The sequence below is a fragment of the Bacillus altaicus genome, assembly GCF_042136375.2.
GTDB classification, from domain to species: Bacteria; Bacillota; Bacilli; order Bacillales; family Bacillaceae_G; genus Bacillus_A; species Bacillus_A cereus_U.
This window is the reverse complement of sequence record NZ_CM143394.1, coordinates 3,159,349-3,176,072: the sequence shown is the minus strand read 5'-3', so window position 1 is coordinate 3,176,072 and position 16,724 is coordinate 3,159,349. Positions and strand designations below refer to the sequence as shown.

Sequence of the window (16,724 nt, the reverse complement as noted above, 5' to 3'; positions counted from 1 at the left end):
GTTTATTTATAATTGGGGAGGATGCAATATGATTGAATACAGAAAAGCAAGAGTAGAAGATATACAAGGGATTATTAAAGTGTGTTCAGACGGTTATAGAAATACATACCCAGGTTTGTTGCCTCAGCAATACATAGAAAGTACGATTAAGGAATTTTACAATGATGACAGGGTGAGAAATGAAATATTAAATATTAGCCAAGAGTGGAATGTGGAATGGCTGGTTTGTTGCAAGTGATAATGGAGAAATACTCGGTGCTGGTGGAGGTGGTTTCACTGGTAAAGAGACAGCAGAGTTATTTGTAATATATTTAAATCCAAATAGAAAAAGAGAAGGCATTGGTACAGAATTACTGTCTATAATTACAAATGATCAAATTGAACGTGGTGCAAAAGAACAATGGGTTTCAGTTGCAAAAGATAATGATATGGGAATTCCATTTTATGAAGCAGTTGGATTTAAATACCAAGATGAAAGACCAGCTTATGGGCTACCTGTAAGCGAAGGTTTCACATCTATTCGATACAAACGTGAGTTAGCAATTAGCTTAGTTGAAAGATAAATAAAGAAGACCTCGCCCGAATTATATTTAGGTTATAGTTGTTGAAGTCAATAAAAGGAAAGGAAAGGAAAGGACCTATTTGATATGTACAATATGTTTTTGCCTTTATATTATAGTTAGTTTTGAAAAAAGTTTGACAAAAAGGTCTATTTGGTAGGGTAAGTACTTATGCATAAAATAACACTAATTTTTTGTACACTGTGCTATAAACTCTCGCGAGAGTTGGAAAATAGATTCGCGAATCTATTTTCCAACCTGATGTGGTGATGAGATGCGAAGCTATTATGAGTGCAGTGATATAACTAGGAGGTTTCCACTATGACAGCTTTATTTAAAGCTATGGAGTTCCAGCTAAAAACTGAACGACTTGATCTGAGTATGTGGGAGGAATCCGATTCAGCCTGGATGAGAGAGTTAATTGGCGAACGTGGTGTGGATATGCCAACCCTTGACGCCGTTCGTAGCCAGCTTATCGAGATGCGCAAGAGAGCAGTCGAAAATGGCATTTCCCTTCTCACTATTCGCAGACGAGACGAAGGTGATTTCATCGGATACTGTGGCTTGATTATCGGTCGTTCCACACTGGAAGAGCCGGAAATCGCATACGAGTTGTTCCGCAGTGCTCATCGTAAAGGATATGCGACTGAGGCAGCATCCGCTGTGCTGGACGCTGCGATTGCTACCGGGCGCCACAGACTTTGGTCGACTGTAGGCGCTTGGAATGTTGCGTCCTTCAGGGTGTTAGAAAAGATAGGATTTGAGAGGCATCACAGTACGTGGGACGAGCGCGGTGAGATTGTTTGGAACGTACGCAATCTTTAGAGAGCCCGACCTAACTCGAAACTATTGAAAAGGAGAAAAGCGCATTAGTTTGGGGGAGAATCCAGATAAAGATAAAATGACTGATTTATAACCCAAATAGTGACAAACTATAACTGAAGCATGTACTCCTTGTTTTTCTCACTACCATATGCTCGTCCCCATAGTGGAATAAGCATAGTACCTTGAACTGATTGTAAATCTATTTTTTTAACCATGAAACGTCCTCCATTTAATAATAAAAAACATCATATATATATGATTAGTCGTTATTTAGCATTTTTGATAGCATTTTATTTATTTTATACAGTCCGTAAGTTAAATCACGTTGATCTTCTTCACTGAGTTTTTCAAGATTACTAGTGAAATTATTATAAATTTGTTTCCAGCTTTCATAATGTACTTTTTCAGCTTTATCTGTTAAGGAAATTAAAACAGCTCGTTTATCTACTGTATCTTGTTTTTTTACAGCCCTTTCCGAACGAGAAAGCCCATTGCCTTTAGGCATGGGATGAAAGTGAGGTTGGATACGGAGTACCACTAAAAATCGCAAGGTTCGTGGTACTTTAAGTATCCAAAGTATAGGTAGTTTCTCCAGGGGTTTTTGTTGTAATTTTTCGAAAATAAATGATATATTGTAACGAGAATAAATGATTATAGAAGAACGTTTCAAAGTGTTTGAGAGAAAAATCTCCTCGTCTCATGCAGTTGCAAAGTTTATGGACACGTTCTTATTTTGTTTCTATTGCTAGAAATGTATCAAATGAACGATGCTACAAATCAAAAAACAAGGGGATGAAACGTATGTCACAGACCCTAACAGTGAAAGTGAAATTGATTCCAACAAAAGAACAAATCCGTTTATTGGAACAAAGTAGTCACGAATATATTAAAGTTATAAATACACTTGTATCGGAAATGGTTAAAGCAAAGAAAAGTACGAAAAAAAGCACAAAAGATATTGAAGCAAATATCCCAAGTGCGGTGAAGAATCAAGCGATTAAAGACGCAAAAAGTTTGTTTGCTACAAAAGTAAAGAAAAGCCATTATAAAATCATTCCGATTCTAAAGAGACCTGTTTGTATATGGAACAATCAGAATTATTCATTTGACTCTACTCATATTTCAATCCCGTTTAAGAGAAATGGAAAATCGACTCGTGTAAAAATCCGAGCTTTATTTAGCGATAAAAACAATCGCAATCTGAATCTGTTAAAACATAAATTAGGTACACTTCGCATCACAATGAAATCGAATAAGTGGATGGCCCAAATAACTGTCACGCTTCCTACAAATGAAAGGGTAGGAACGAAAATTTTAGGAGTAGACTTAGGTCTCAAGGTCCCCGCGGTAGCAATCACAGATGATGATGATAAGATTCGTTTTTTTGGAAATGGTAGGCAAAACAAATGTAAGAAGCGTAAGTTTCGGTGTATTCGTAAGAAATTAGGAAAAGCCAAAAAAGTGAATGCGATTCGGCGATTGGATGATAAAGAACAAAGATGGATGCAAGATAAAGATCACAAAATAAGTCGTGAAATTATTAATTTTACGATTGCAAATCATATTTCTGTCATTCGATTAGAACAATTAACGAATATAAGACAGACGGCAAGAACAAGCCGTAAAAACGAAAAAAACCTACACACTTGGTCATTCTATCGTTTGTCAAAATTTATTGAATATAAAGCGATATTAGCTGATATTCAGGTTGAATATGTGAATCCAGCGTATACAAGTCAAAGCTGTCCGAAATGCGCTGAAAAGAACAGGGCACAAGACAGAAAGTACAAGTGTCAATGTGGGTTTGAGACACACCGTGATATCGTTGGGGCGATGAATATTCGCTACGCAACTGTGATTGATGGTAACAGTCAATCAGCCTAAGCACCTATATGGTCTGGTTTAGGAGGGGCAATGAGATGCCCTCATCTTGAAGGCTGTTCAAAACAGAAATGGACTGCGAACGCTTAGTCATTCAAGAATCCCACCCGTAATTCCGTAAGGATTCGGGCTTGCGACTTTAGTCGTGGGAGTCTCAAGAACGGTTACACTTAATTGTTGTTTAGGTATGTTTAAATAACTAGCAATCATTTTTAAATTTACAGCGACTTTTTGCTGGGCAATATACTCAACTATGTGTTGCTCTAAATGCGTAAATTCAGTGGATTTCTCTGATAATAATTTGAAAGTACCTGACATATTTAATAATAAATTCATGTATTCGTTTTGGGGCATTATTTTCGATTCCTTTATGTATTTAGTAATTATTTTATTACTATTTTAATGATTAATCAAATTGTTTAATTGATTATAGTAAACAAATATTTACTATGTTATTATTTTTGGAACTATACAAACAGAAGTAGAAGAGTATAAGAGGTGTTTTTGGGGTAGGATAATATGATAGAAAATAAAATATTACTAAATACATATAACTAATGCATGTAATGTCTTTTACAGTTATTATGCTATAAATAATTTTATGGTAAAATCTTTAACATAATTAAATAAAGGGGTAGTATACTATGGGTTATTTCTCAAATAGTTTATTAGTTTTGTTTGTTCTTATCGTCTGTAGCTGTATGATTTTTGGTTGATAATATAATGATAGATTTATATAAAAGAAGTTAACTTAGGTGAGGTTAACTTCTTTTTATTTTATGTTGAGAAGGAATTATATTTTTCTTATTGAAGTTTGTTTAAGTTAATTTCATATTAAGGATAATTTTATGAAATACAAACAAACGAGAGAATAAGGAGTATTCACATGAATAATAGTATAAATTACACAATTGAACATCCAACGGATTTCAATGGATTATTAGCCTTATATGAATCTTTAGGATGGAATTCTCTTAAATTAACGGTTAATGAATTGGAACAAATGTGTAAACAAAGTTGGCATGTAATTTATGTTTTTGATGATAAGAAGTTAGTAGGGATGGGGCGTGTTATATCAGATGGAGTAATAACAGGCATTATTTGTGGAGTAGGTGTATTGCCAAAGTATCAGTCTAGTGGCATTGGGAAAGAAATAGTGAAACGATTAATACAGCATTGTGAATACAATAAGGTTATTCCACAACTTATGTGTGTAGAAAATTTGCAATCTTACTATGAATCTATTGGGTTTGAGGCATTCTCAATTGGGATGAAAAAACATATTATAAGATAGCGTGGCTTTATACTTTCGGTGTACTTGTACATATGTTCAAACTTTATCATAAAGGAGCATAAAGTTATGAAGATTGCTAAAGGGGTAGAACTGTTACAACTTGAGTTTCAAGAATTTATTATTCACCCAATTCTTTTATGGGATGATGAAATGGCAGTTTTAATAGATACTGGATTTCCTGGACAAATTGAAGATATACGAGTAGAAATGGGTAAGGTTGGAGTATCGTTTGATAAACTAAAAGTCGTGATTTTGACGCATCAAGATATAGATCATATAGGTAGTCTTCCTGAACTATTACAAAACTGTGGAAGTAATCTGAAAGTCTATGCTCACGAGCTAGATAAGCCATATATCGAGGGGGAGTTACCTTTATTGAAGGCTGCACAAGTACAAAATCCTCCGAAAGGAAAAGTGGATGATACTTTGGTTGACGGCCAAGAACTTCCATATTGCGGTGGTATTCTTATTATTCATACCCCAGGGCACACTCCTGGTCATATTAGTTTATATTTGAGGCAAAGCAAAACTCTTATCGCTGGGGATTCAATGTATAGCGTAAACGGAATTTTAGGGGGAATTCATGCCCCAACTACTTTGGATATAAAAGAAGCGCAAAATTCTTTGAAGAAGTATTTAAATCTAGAAATTGATTCGGTAGTTTGTTACCATGGTGGATTAAGTAAGGGGAATATAAATGCACAAATTCAAAAGCTGTAGATAAGAATTTATTGTTAATCGGTGCTAAAGTATAATCTAATTGCTAGTATATAAATAAAACCCTTAAATTAATAAAGAGCACGTTTGAAGGAATTTCAAACGTGCTCTTTATTAAATATAATCAATTTAATTTTGATGACTTAACCCATTCCAATAAAACGAAACGATTTGTTTTGCTAATTCATCTATATTTGCAAGAATAGGATTGTGATTCTCATCCTTAAAATTTCCAATTGATAATAAAGCTACGAAAGCATGAGCAGCTAATTTTGGATTTCCTTTAGGTATTTCTTCAATGTGCATCGCATTATCAATTGATTTTTCCAATACCTCATACATGTTATCTTCGGCATTTTTTAATTCCTTTAATTGCTCTTCAGATAAAGAGAGTTTTGCATCTTTCATAAAATTATTCATATCAATATCCATCGTTGCGTGTAAGTATACTGTAGCAAAGTCCAATAATCTTTCTTCCAAAGTCTTATTTGTAGAGAGGATTTGATCCATATTTTCTCTTATTCGTACCATCATTTGAATCATAGTAGCGGTAAATAAATCCGCTTTTGTTGAATAGTAATAGTAGACGGTTGCTTTTGTAACACCACATTCTTTCGCGACCTCATCCATTGAAACAACTTGATAATTTTGAGTGAGAAATAACCTAGTTGCAACTTCTAAAATGATTTCTTTTGTAGACTTTGTATTTTTATTTTGACGAGGTCTTCCGAGAGGACGTTGTTTTTGATCCAAATACATTCGCTCCTGACATTTATTATTGAGATAATTATAACATAATTTTTTAATCATTCTTGATTAATTAACCGACCAGTATATATAATTAATATTGGAGGAAAAAAGGAAGGTGGGTTTTTATGAAAAAGCACCCGTTAAATATGTTAGGGAAGCTTGTAGCAGGGAAGAATACGCAATGGATAACTTTATCGGTTTGGATTCTTATTACATTATTACTTTCATTTACGTTGCCACAAGTAAACAGTATGAAAGAACCGAATCCGAAAAATTTACCTGAAACAGCTATGTCACAGCAAGCTGAAGCACTTATGAAAAAAGAATTTCCTAATAATGCAGGAAATCCGTTGTTAGTAGTATGGCATCGAGATGGTGGGTTAGAGTCAAAAGACTACAAATTAATACAGGACGTTTATAAAGAGTTAAAAACGGACCCTTTAAAAGAGCAATCATTGTTACCACCATTTGATACAATTCCTGAACAAGTATTATTAAAAAGTGCATCAAAAGATGGCACATCATTTGTCACACCAATATTCTTTAATAAATCTGCTGGAACGGATATATTAAAAAGTAATTTAGAAGAGTTACGAAAAATAGTGAATAGTAAAGTGGATGAAGATCCATTCAAACAAAAAATTACCGACTCTGGTTTACATGTTCGATTATCTGGACCTGTAGGTATTCAAACGGATGCAGTAAGTTTATTTAGTCAAGCTGATGTGAAATTATTAGTTGCTACTGTATTACTTGTATTGGTTTTATTAATTTTATTGTATCGCTCTCCAATTTTAGCAATTTTACCTTTACTCGTTGTTGGCTTTGCATATGGAATTATCAGTCCGACACTGGGCTTTTTAGCAGACAATGGATGGATTAAAGTAGATGCACAGGCTATATCGATTATGACAGTCTTACTGTTTGGAGCAGGAACGGATTACTGTCTATTTTTAATTTCAAGATATAGGGAGTATTTACTAGAAGAAGAAAGTAAATATAAAGCGTTGCAACTTGCGATAAAAGCATCAGGCGGAGCAATTATAATGAGTGCACTAACTGTAGTATTAGGATTAGGAACATTATTACTTGCACATTATGGAGCGTTTCATCGATTTGCAGTACCATTTAGTGTTGCTGTTTTCATAATGGGAATCGCTGCATTAACAATTCTTCCGGCATTTTTATTAATTTTTGGTAGAGTTGCATTCTTCCCATTCATACCGAGAACAACTGCAATGAATGAAGAGTTTGCGAAAAAGAAAGTTTTAAAAGTAAAAACTACAAAGGGGGCCTTTAGTAAAAAGATTGGTAATATTGTTGTACGTAAACCATGGACAATTATTATGCTAACTGTATTTTTATTAGGGGGATTGGCTTCATTTGTACCACGTATTCAATACACATACGATTTATTAGAATCATTCCCGAAAGATATGCCATCACGTGAAGGATTTACATTAATTACTGATCATTTTTCAGCTGGAGAATTAGCACCGGTAAAGATTGTAGTTGATTCAAAAGGAAAAGATTTACCTATTAAACAAGAAATAGAGAAATTATCTTTTGTTAATAAAGTGAAAGAACCAATGAAGGGAAAAGAAAATAATCAATTGCAAATGTATGAAGTTTCTTTAGCGGAAAATCCGTACTCAATTGAAGCATTAGATCAAATCCCTAAATTGAAAAGTAGTGTAAAAAAAGTATTAAAAGACACAGGGATTAGTAATGCAGAAAATCAATTGTGGATTGGCGGGGAAACAGCTTCATTATATGATACAAAACAAATAACAGAACGTGATGAAGCGGTTATTATTCCTGTGATGATTAGTATTATCGCTTTATTATTGCTTGTTTACTTACGTTCTATCGTCGCGATGATTTATTTAATTGTAACTGTCGTTTTATCATTCTTCTCAGCGCTAGGAGCAGGATGGATTTTACTGCATTTCGGTATGGGAGCTCCCGCAATACAAGGTGCAATACCGTTATATGCATTCGTATTTTTAGTTGCTTTAGGGGAAGATTATAATATCTTTATGGTTTCAGAAATATGGAAGAATAAAAAGAAACAAAATCATTTAGAAGCAGTTAAAAATGGTGTTATACAAACAGGTAGTGTAATTACATCAGCAGGTTTAATTTTAGCAGGAACATTTGCAGTGTTAGGTACGCTACCAATTCAAGTTCTAGTTCAATTCGGTATTGTGACAGCAATCGGTGTACTGCTAGATACATTTATTGTAAGACCACTGTTAGTGCCTGCAATTACAGTCGTTTTAGGACGCTTCGCTTTTTGGCCAGGAAAGCTTTGGAAAGAAGAAAAGCAATTACAAAAAGAAGATACTTTATAAAAGAAGGTTGCCGATAAAGTCAGTAAAACTGATTTTTAGGCCACCTTCTTTTTTGTTGGTCTGATATAGAATTATCATTTTGAATATGCAACGAAAAGTATAGATGAAATGTATGATGAAGTTTTAAGTGCATTAAAATTTTTCTTATCAGACATAATAATTCATAAGAAATTCCAATTGAGTGAGGAATTTCTAAAATTATGTATTGTTATAGGATGATAAAAATGTGGGACACGATTGTTTTGTATGTACCTGAGTGGAAAGTTTTTATACAAGCCTTTATCGTACTTTTCATTCCATATATAATTTCAAGATTTTTTAGTTGGATTCGCACATTAGAAAAAGAATAATATAACGAACTACATTCAAGTGAAAACAAATATTGATATGTAAAGAAGAGTAGTATAGGAAGCTTTTTAGAGAAAGAGTGATGAAGGTGAAAGCACAGGATCCAATGGCTAATCAAACACAAGGACAGGGTAATACATATGAGGATAAGCCTACTAAAGCTTCTAAAGACTACTTTACAGGTGATTTTAACTTAGATTTGGAGACTATAAAAAAAGAAGCACTTGATAACTCGGACGTTTATTGTCGAGAGTTTAACATAGGTGGGACTAACATTCGAGCAGTTCTTGTTTTTATAGAAGGGCTGTCAAATAAAGATCTTATTGATATGCACATTATGAAATCATTAATGTGTAAATTTCCTGATGAGTATAAAGATGAATCATCTAATATGAAAGATAGTGTTTCAAAAGAATTTATTAAAAACCGAGTTCTTCCTATTAGTGGAGTGGAAGAAGTGCAATCTGTGCAAAAAATGATGTCAAAGGTGTTAATGGGTTCAACGGCATTATTAATTGATGGATTATCAGATGTATTAATACTTAACACAAAAAAAGGAAAAACGCGTAATGTTGAAGAGCCAGTATCAGAGGGATCGGTCAGAGGTCCACGGGTAGGTTTCACAGAAGTTTTGTCGGATAATACTGCTTTGTTACGGTTACACGGTGAAAACGAAGGATTATCTTTAATAAAATTTCATGTAGGAGAGCGGGCCAAGAAAGAATTGGTTGTTGCCTTTATGAAAGAGATTGCTGATTCGGAATTAGTAGAAGAAGTTAAGAAGAGAATTCAGAAAATTAATATTGATAACGTGCCTGAGTCAGGTTATGTAGAACAATTAATTGAAGACAATTATCTTAGTCCTTTCCCGCAAGTACAGAGTACGGAACGTCCTGATAAAGTGATTGCTGCATTAATGGAAGGTAGGGTTGCAATTTTATTAGATGGAACACCTTTTGCGTTAATTGTTCCGGTTACATTTAGTATGATGATGCAATCACCAGAAGATTATTATGAACGTTGGATACCAGGTACGCTTATTCGTTTATTGCGATTTGGAACAGCTGTTATTTCTCTTTTTGCCCCCGCTCTGTACATTTCATTTATTTCATTTCATCCGGGATTGATTCCGACTAAGTTAGCAATTTCAATTATAGGAGGAAGAGAAGGCGTTCCGTTTCCTGCAATTATAGAGGGATTATTTATGGAAATTGCTATTGAAATTTTACGAGAAGCAGGGTTACGACTACCTAAGCCGATTGGTTCAGCGATGGGAATTGTAGGAGGATTAATCATTGGACAAGCTGCTGTATCAGCTGGAATTGTGAGTCCAATAATGGTAATTGTTGTGGCGGCCACAGCTATTTCTTCTTTTGCACTTTCGCACTATAGTACAGCAATTCCATTACGTATTCTTCGCTTTGTAGCGATGTTTTTCGCTGCCATATTCGGATTATATGGAGTTATTCTATTTTTCCTATTTATATGCAGTCATATTGCAAGGCTTAAAAGTTTTGGTGTACCGTATGCTAGCCCGGCTGTCTTATATCAATTTAGTGATTGGAAGGATTTTATGGTTCGTATGCCAATTCAGATGATGAAGCGACGTCCGAAAATGTTGAAATTAAAAGACTATGTACGGAAAGGAAGTGAAGAGGAATGATTACGAACTCAAAGGATAAAATTCCTACTTCACAAGCAGCTGTTATTCTTATCAATTATATACTTGCTATCGGAATTCTCACTTTACCTAGAACCGCTGCTGAGAAGGTGCATACACCTGATGTTTGGATAACTGTTATTTTAGGTGGATTAATTGCGATGGTTGCGGGTGTAATTATCGTGAAGTTAAGTCAACAATTTCCTGAAAAAACATTTTATCAATATAGCCAAGAACTTGTAGGGAAATGGCTTGGGGTGTTAATTAGTTTAATGATTATCAGTTACTTTTTTACACTTTCGTCATTTGAACTTAGAACGTTGGAAGGTATAACAAGTTTCTTTCTACTAGAAGGTACGCCTGACTGGGCTATTATTATGCCATTTATGTGGATAAGTCTATATTTAAATTTAGGCGGAATAAATGCGATAGCACGTTTATTTGAAATGATTTTTCCAATTACAGTTTTCATTTTCTTAGTGACATCTTTTATGAGTATTGGAATATTTGAACTCGATAACCTTCGTCCTGTATTAGGACTTGGGATTGTTCCGGCATTAAAAGGACTAAAAACAACAACTATGGCATATTCGGGTGCAGAAATTATGTTGTTACTTTTAGCCTTTATGAAGAAACCATCTCAAGCTGTAAGGGTTGTTATAATTGGCACTATGATTCCGTTACTTTTTTATGTCATTACAGTTGTAATGGTTATTGGTGCGTTTTCTATCGATGGGGTATTGATGAGAACATGGCCTACAATAGATCTTATGAGAAGTTTTGAAATTCAAGGTTTAATTTTTGAACGGTTCGAATCTTTGCTATTAGTGATATGGATTATGCAAATCTTTGCAACATATACAATCTGTTATTATGCAGCTGCTTTAGGGTTATCACAGCTCTTTAATAAAAATATTCATTCCTTTTTGTATGGATTACTCCCAGTAATATATATCGTTGCCGCAATTCCGAAAAACATAAATGAGGTATTTGAATTTGGAAATTTGATTAGCAACGCAGCGATAATATTATTTGGTATTCTTCCGGTTCTTCTCCTAATGATTTCGAAGGGGAGGAAAAAAAAGCATGAACCAAAATGTTAAAGGTAGAAAAATTATTATAAGAATAACGTCAATAGTTTTTCTCTTATTACTTACAGGATGCTGGAGTAGTCATGAAATTGAGGAGTTAGGTTTCGCTGTAGGTATAGCAATAGATAAAGAAAAAGAAACAAAGATTGAGAAAGAAATTGAAGAAAAGGGCGGCGGATATAAAAAGAAGAATTTGATAACAACCACCTATCAATTTGTTAAAGCACAATCATCATCAGACGGAGGAAAAGGTGGATTATCGCAACAAAAAGCTTATATGAATGTTGCAGAAACAGGAGATTCTCTTCATCAATCAATACGTGAAGTTGCATTAAGAAGGCAAAGGCCTATCATTTTTCATCATACGAAAGTAATAGTTGTTAGTGAAAGTATTGCCCGAACCTATAATTTAACGCAGTTATTAGACATCTATGTTCGTGATAATGAGATGAGACCTAGTTGCTTTATTATGGTTAGTAAAGGGCTAGCTAGTGATGTGTTAAAATCAAAAGAACTTGGGGAAATTCCAGCATTTCGCTTGATTGATATCGAGGATAATCAATATAGATCCTCACGAATTTTACCGCCGATGCCACTTGCAAAACTACCAGGAAAAGTGAAATCTGGGGCGAGTTTTCTTTTACCAAATGTGATTTCTATAAACGGAGAAGTGAAATATGTAGGTGCTGCTGTTATGAAAGGGAGCACAAAAAAACTCCGTGGCTTTTTGAACGAGAATGAATTAGAAGGATTAATGTGGATAACCGCAAAAGGGAAAAGTGGCTTGGTGAAAAGTTATGATAAAAAAACGAAAAAATTAGTTATGTATGAAGTGAAATCTATGAAAAGTAAAATTACGCCCCATGTTAAAGGGGATAAAATCTCATTCGATGTCAATGTGCAGTCTGTGGGCCGGTTATCCGAAAACTGGTCTGAGTCAGAGGAAGCTTTTAAAAATACATTTCTCAAAAGGGCGGAGCAATCTGCCCAACAAGAAGTAAAGCGATTAGTGAAGCATACATTACAAAAAATTCAAAAGGAATATAAAACTGATGTCGCTGGCTTTAATACTAGTTTGAAAATCGAGTATCCAAAAGTATGGAAGAAAGTTGAAAAGGATTGGGATAAAGTGTTTAGTAAGACACCAATCAAATATAATGTAAAGCTAACCATTGAAGACTATGGTACGGAAGGTGCATAACGAAGAAACAACAAAAAATATACAAAAGCTCTGAATCGTGGACTTTTATTAATGCTCACGATTTAGAGCTTTTATGTTATGTAGGTCTAATTGTATTAAATCAATTAATAAATATTAAATATTAAATGGTTTATTTTAATGTTCTTTATTTTATAATTATTTTAAGGGGGATTCAAAATGGCTATGTGGCCAAGAGGGTGTAATTGATTATAACATTCAACCACCAGGATATTCTTCAGTTGAGATGACTATATATTCGATCGAAGAATTGGATTATTTTAAATTGATAATGGACGAAGAAATTGTTGGTGGAATTATAGTTACGATTTCTGGTAAGTCTTACGGTAGAATTGATCGTATATTTGTAGATCCTAAACATCAAGGAAAAGGAATTGGAGCACAGGTAATTGATTTTATAGAAGAAGAGTTTCCAAGCGTAAGAATTTGGGATCTTGAGACGTCTAGTAGACAAATTAATAATCACTATTTTTATAAAAAAATGGGCTTTGAAACAATTTTTGAAACGGAAGATGAATATTGTTATGTGAAAAGAATAAAGACAGCTTCAAGCGAAGAGAACTTAGTTAATAATAATGATATGAAAAATGGGCAATATGAAAACTGTAATTTGGTAAATACAGAGTATTATCAAGTAAATTTAAAAAATAGTTCATATGTTAGTAGTAATGTAAGTCAATCAACCTTTAGAAATATTAATTTTAGAAATTCCTCCTATGCAGATTTAAATATTTCTGGCAGTAAATTTAATTTTGTGACTTTAGGTGGAGTTCAATTTAGAGATACAAGCCTTGGAGAGGATAAAGATCCTATTTCATTTGATAGATGTGATTTGGAAAGTACTACAATACGTAGTAGTAATCTGAAAAGTATTGAAATAGAAAATTGTAATATAACTGGTATGAAAATAAACGGTATTTCAGTAGAAGAACTGCTTGAGTTGTATAATCGGGTAAAAAATTAAACAAAAAATCACTTAGTATCTTCTAAGTGATTTTTTTTATTTTGAACGAGGGAATATAAGAGATGATGTCCAAAAAAATAATATTATATCGAAATAATTATATAAAAATAACATAAAGAAATAAGGATAGGCAGGATTTTAATATTGGATATTAGAAATGAATATTTGAATGGAGGAGAGAAAGATGGGGATTAACGTTAGAGCAGTAGAAATACAAGATGCTAGAGCAATTCATCGTATATGCATTCAAGATGATGTTTTACCATATATGGTTTTCCTACCTAGTATGCGTGTAGATGCAATGGAGAATAGAATTCGAAATTTAGCACAGAATCAATTTGAATTTGTAGCAGAATATGATGGAGAAGTTGTTGGATTTGTCGGTTTAACCCAAAGTCCAGGACGAAGATCTCACTCGGGTGATTTATTCATCGGAGTAGATAGTGAATATCACAATAAAGGAATTGGAAAAGCACTTCTTACAAAAATGCTTGATTTAGCTGATAATTGGCTAATGTTAGAACGAGTGGAACTTGGTGTATTAGAAACGAATCCTAGAGCCAAAGTATTATATGAAAAATTTGGATTTATCGAAGAGGGTGTAAAGGTTGGGAATTTGAAGGCTCATGGGAAATTTGTTAACGAAATCATGATGAGTCGTTTTAGACCAAATGGTTTGATTGTACATAATAAATAGAGGTGTAAATTGAACAGAAATATCGATTTGTTTTGAAAAAAGTATGGCAAAAGGACGCCATGCTTTTTTTAGTTTATTAAAAATAAAGAGCAATTTTTATTTAAAGGATGTTTTAACGGGTGAAGCATTAGGAATCATCTTGATCCGGAAAGCATATGACTTAATAGAATCTATTTCTATATGCAAGGGGAATGCATATGTGGAAATTTCAAAAACCTTGAAAAAACGATCGCATAAGTATATTTAAATTTTATTTATTTTCATACATAGCATAATTGCGCATTCAAGGAACAAGGAGTGATTGTAATGTCGACAGACCAACCTATTCCTGGACATTTTATTATGGACCCACAGCGGGCTATGCTGTTGCCACCGGAATTGAAAGCAGCTCCATCTGAATCATTAACAGAACAATTATTTATTGAACGATCTATAACTGAAAATAGATTTTGGTTACGTATTATGAAAGAGCATGCATTGTTTCTTGGTGAGGGGTTTAACCGTAACGATAAAAATTTAATTCAGCAGGTAGAACAATTTTATAATCAGTTTGATAGGCTGCTGCAAAAAGCATTTACTATTCCACAAACTGTTCAAGCGGTAAGGCAATTAAATGAAGAGAGCATTCAGCTAGTGTATGCTTTTCGTAATTATAAAAGAAATTTACTAATTTTAATCATCAATTGTAAAGTGAAAGGGTTTAATTTCCCACTTTTAGTGGATCATGTTGCACGAGAAGCAGAATATTTTATACGGACACTTCAAAAGTTTAACGAAGGGAAAATGGATCCTATTCAAGATGCGATTATTAGTGAGAATGTTTTCTGGCTGCGTATTATGATGGAACACTCACGTTTTATTGGATCATTACTGGATCAATCGGAAAGAAATCTTGTTCATACAGCGTTGAAATTCGGTGATGATTTCGAAATTCTGCTTAACCAAGCTAGAGATGTTGAATCAATGTTATATCAAAAAGAACCGACATATCCGATTATAGGAAAAATGAATAAAGATAGTGAAAATGCCACTGTTGAGTTAAGGGATTTCAAAAAAGCAGGATTAGAGTTAATTCAAACATGTCAAATCCGAAATGTCATAAATCCATTGCTTGCTGATCATGTTACAAGAGAGGCAGAGCATTTCCTCTTCATGATTCATGTATTGGAGCAAAGGCTAAAGCAAAAGCAGTTGGAACAATCTCCGCAATAATAAATAAGAAAAGCATGACAAACTAATGTCATGCTTTTCTTATTTATCCCGCTATTTGTGGGCAGTAAAACTCCCACCTCAAAATTCGGCTGGAGCAAAGAAGTTAGGTGGGAGATAAATTGCCCGTAAACGCCCGATTGTAAGGGCTAATAATCAGCGGGGGATGAACAAAAACCCCCCACTGATTAAAGTTTCACTTTATAAATTGTGATTTGATTGTTTCGGTTGTAATAAAAATGATGCTAATCCAATGAAAATAAGTAGAATTCCTAGTCCTTGCTGTAAAGAAATTGTTTCATCTAAAATGAAGTAAGCTAAAATACAAGTTCCAATTGTTTCTCCTAAAATACTCATCGAGATAACAGTAGCGCTCATCCATTTTAATAACCAATTGAAAATTGTTTGCCCTAAAATCGTTGCAATGAATGCAAGACCTATAAAGGACCACCATGTTTGTGCAGTGTAATTGAAGAAAGATGACTGCTGTGTGTAAGCAAATATACCGAGAAAGAGTGAACTACTGCCATAACTAATTACCGAGTACGGTATTAGGGATAGGTCTTTACGAACATGTTGACTAATGAAAAAGTAAGCTGTTATGACGCCAGCAGCAATAAAAGCTAAAATATCGCCGTATAAAGCCTCACCACTAATTTGAAAATCTTGCCACCCAATCACGATACTTCCTGAAATTGCAATAAGGCAGCCTATAATCGCACCTTTCGTAAACCGTTCCTTAAATAAAAAATAACCACCGATCATTGAAAATAAAGGTTGCAACGTTACGATAACTGTAGAACTTGCTACAGAAGTATATTGTAATGATTCAAACCATAGGACATAATGAGATGCTAGAAATAATCCAGATAAGAGTCCAAATCCCCATTGCTTTTTTGATAATGAGCGAATTTCGCTGCGATTGTCTGTATTAAATATTAGAAACGGTAAAAGAATTACCGTAGCAAACAATAATCGATAAAAAGCAGTGATTGCTGCAGGGGCATCTGCTATTTTTACGAAGATTGCTGAAGTAGATAAGGCGAACACGCCGAAAAATAAGATGAAATATGAAAGAATAGGTGATTTCAAAGTTTGTCCCTCCGTTTGATTGTTTATTATAATGAACTGTATATAATATAATGTACAAAAGTT

The 16,724-nt window shown here is 33.9% G+C and carries 13 protein-coding genes and 5 pseudogenes; 13 read left to right on the top strand and 5 right to left on the bottom strand.

From position 1 onward, the window contains the following. Positions 1 to 28 precede the first annotated feature (28 nt). Positions 29 to 563: pseudogene (locus ACE38F_RS16560) on the top strand (GNAT family N-acetyltransferase). 318 nt (positions 564 to 881) lie between these two features. Then, a complete protein-coding gene (locus ACE38F_RS16555) occupies positions 882 to 1,385 on the top strand; it encodes a GNAT family N-acetyltransferase (RefSeq protein ID WP_341306799.1) in 504 nt (167 codons plus the stop codon). Between the two features lie 119 nt (positions 1,386 to 1,504). Here the strand turns inward: ACE38F_RS16555 and ACE38F_RS16550 are convergent. Both ACE38F_RS16550 and ACE38F_RS16545 read right to left on the bottom strand, forming a co-directional pair. Further along, positions 1,505 to 1,600, bottom strand: a pseudogene (locus tag ACE38F_RS16550) (class I SAM-dependent methyltransferase); the annotation flags it as partial. 44 nt (positions 1,601 to 1,644) lie between these two features. Further along, entirely contained in the window at positions 1,645 to 2,055 is a 411-nt protein-coding gene (locus ACE38F_RS16545; RefSeq protein WP_375369209.1) for a MarR family transcriptional regulator, read from the bottom strand. On the opposite strand from ACE38F_RS16545, the pseudogene ACE38F_RS16540 reads away from it, so the two are divergent. Further along, a pseudogene (locus ACE38F_RS16540) lies at positions 2,052 to 2,150 on the top strand (IS200/IS605 family transposase); the annotation flags it as partial. The gene ACE38F_RS16545 and the pseudogene ACE38F_RS16540 overlap by 4 nt on opposite strands. A gap of 36 nt (positions 2,151 to 2,186) precedes the next feature. Then, positions 2,187 to 3,269 (top strand): RNA-guided endonuclease InsQ/TnpB family protein, encoded by a 1,083-nt coding sequence (locus ACE38F_RS16535; RefSeq protein ID WP_375369208.1) that lies wholly within the window; start codon positions 2,187 to 2,189, stop codon positions 3,267 to 3,269. A gap of 156 nt (positions 3,270 to 3,425) precedes the next feature. On the opposite strand, the pseudogene ACE38F_RS16530 reads toward ACE38F_RS16535, so the two are convergent. Then, a pseudogene (locus ACE38F_RS16530) lies at positions 3,426 to 3,620 on the bottom strand (MarR family winged helix-turn-helix transcriptional regulator); the annotation flags it as partial. A 532-nt stretch (positions 3,621 to 4,152) separates the two neighbouring features. Between ACE38F_RS16530 and ACE38F_RS16525 the strand changes: the two are divergent. Together ACE38F_RS16525 and ACE38F_RS16520 are read left to right on the top strand one after the other, a co-directional pair. Further along, positions 4,153 to 4,560 (top strand): GNAT family N-acetyltransferase, encoded by a 408-nt coding sequence (locus tag ACE38F_RS16525; RefSeq protein ID WP_215556312.1) that lies wholly within the window; start codon positions 4,153 to 4,155, stop codon positions 4,558 to 4,560. 66 nt (positions 4,561 to 4,626) lie between these two features. After that, entirely contained in the window at positions 4,627 to 5,280 is a 654-nt protein-coding gene (locus ACE38F_RS16520; protein ID WP_375369206.1) for an MBL fold metallo-hydrolase, read from the top strand. Positions 5,281 to 5,406: 126 nt separating this feature from the next. On the opposite strand, the gene ACE38F_RS16515 is transcribed toward ACE38F_RS16520, so the two are convergent. Beyond that, positions 5,407 to 6,030, bottom strand: coding sequence for a TetR/AcrR family transcriptional regulator (locus ACE38F_RS16515; protein WP_375369205.1), 624 nt, complete (start codon positions 6,028 to 6,030; stop codon positions 5,407 to 5,409). Between the two features lie 122 nt (positions 6,031 to 6,152). Between ACE38F_RS16515 and ACE38F_RS16510 the strand changes: the two genes are divergently transcribed. From ACE38F_RS16510 to ACE38F_RS16480, 7 genes and pseudogenes are all read left to right on the top strand, one after another. Next, on the top strand, positions 6,153 to 8,381 hold the full coding sequence (locus ACE38F_RS16510) for an MMPL family transporter (RefSeq protein ID WP_215556315.1): 2,229 nt from the start codon (positions 6,153 to 6,155) through the stop codon (positions 8,379 to 8,381). Between the two features lie 430 nt (positions 8,382 to 8,811). Further along, on the top strand, positions 8,812 to 10,392 hold the full coding sequence (locus ACE38F_RS16505; protein ID WP_215556316.1) for a spore germination protein: 1,581 nt from the start codon (positions 8,812 to 8,814) through the stop codon (positions 10,390 to 10,392). Beyond that, on the top strand, positions 10,389 to 11,492 hold the full coding sequence (locus ACE38F_RS16500) for a spore germination protein (RefSeq protein WP_215556317.1): 1,104 nt from the start codon (positions 10,389 to 10,391) through the stop codon (positions 11,490 to 11,492). The genes ACE38F_RS16505 and ACE38F_RS16500 overlap by 4 nt, the downstream gene beginning before the upstream one ends. Further along, positions 11,476 to 12,681, top strand: coding sequence for a Ger(x)C family spore germination protein (locus tag ACE38F_RS16495; RefSeq protein ID WP_215556318.1), 1,206 nt, complete (start codon positions 11,476 to 11,478; stop codon positions 12,679 to 12,681). The genes ACE38F_RS16500 and ACE38F_RS16495 overlap by 17 nt, the downstream gene beginning before the upstream one ends. A gap of 175 nt (positions 12,682 to 12,856) precedes the next feature. Then, positions 12,857 to 13,663: pseudogene (locus tag ACE38F_RS16490) on the top strand (GNAT family N-acetyltransferase); the annotation flags it as partial. Between the two features lie 184 nt (positions 13,664 to 13,847). Then, positions 13,848 to 14,360, top strand: a complete 513-nt coding sequence (locus tag ACE38F_RS16485; RefSeq protein ID WP_375369204.1) for a GNAT family N-acetyltransferase — start codon at positions 13,848 to 13,850, stop codon at positions 14,358 to 14,360. A 306-nt stretch (positions 14,361 to 14,666) separates the two neighbouring features. Continuing rightward, the gene (locus ACE38F_RS16480; RefSeq protein ID WP_375369202.1) at positions 14,667 to 15,572 is read left to right on the top strand and encodes a DUF2935 domain-containing protein; all 906 of its coding nucleotides are present in this window, start codon (positions 14,667 to 14,669) and stop codon (positions 15,570 to 15,572) included. A 198-nt stretch (positions 15,573 to 15,770) separates the two neighbouring features. Here ACE38F_RS16480 and ACE38F_RS16475 read toward each other — a convergent pair whose 3' ends face one another. After that, positions 15,771 to 16,661, bottom strand: a complete 891-nt coding sequence (locus ACE38F_RS16475; RefSeq protein WP_215556321.1) for a DMT family transporter — start codon at positions 16,659 to 16,661, stop codon at positions 15,771 to 15,773. Positions 16,662 to 16,724 lie beyond the last annotated feature (63 nt).

What these genes read in the sequence shown, in the direction of transcription:
- ACE38F_RS16555 (WP_341306799.1), top strand. Translation starts at nt 882, where the DNA reads ATGACAGCTTTATTTAAAGCTATGGAGTTCCAGCTAAAAACTGAACGA.
- ACE38F_RS16535 (WP_375369208.1), top strand. Translation starts at nt 2,187, where the DNA reads ATGTCACAGACCCTAACAGTGAAAGTGAAATTGATTCCAACAAAAGAA.
- ACE38F_RS16525 (WP_215556312.1), top strand. Translation starts at nt 4,153, where the DNA reads ATGAATAATAGTATAAATTACACAATTGAACATCCAACGGATTTCAAT.
- ACE38F_RS16520 (WP_375369206.1), top strand. Translation starts at nt 4,627, where the DNA reads ATGAAGATTGCTAAAGGGGTAGAACTGTTACAACTTGAGTTTCAAGAA.
- ACE38F_RS16510 (WP_215556315.1), top strand. Translation starts at nt 6,153, where the DNA reads ATGAAAAAGCACCCGTTAAATATGTTAGGGAAGCTTGTAGCAGGGAAG.
- ACE38F_RS16505 (WP_215556316.1), top strand. Translation starts at nt 8,812, where the DNA reads ATGAAGGTGAAAGCACAGGATCCAATGGCTAATCAAACACAAGGACAG.
- ACE38F_RS16500 (WP_215556317.1), top strand. Translation starts at nt 10,389, where the DNA reads ATGATTACGAACTCAAAGGATAAAATTCCTACTTCACAAGCAGCTGTT.
- ACE38F_RS16495 (WP_215556318.1), top strand. Translation starts at nt 11,476, where the DNA reads ATGAACCAAAATGTTAAAGGTAGAAAAATTATTATAAGAATAACGTCA.
- ACE38F_RS16485 (WP_375369204.1), top strand. Translation starts at nt 13,848, where the DNA reads ATGGGGATTAACGTTAGAGCAGTAGAAATACAAGATGCTAGAGCAATT.
- ACE38F_RS16480 (WP_375369202.1), top strand. Translation starts at nt 14,667, where the DNA reads ATGTCGACAGACCAACCTATTCCTGGACATTTTATTATGGACCCACAG.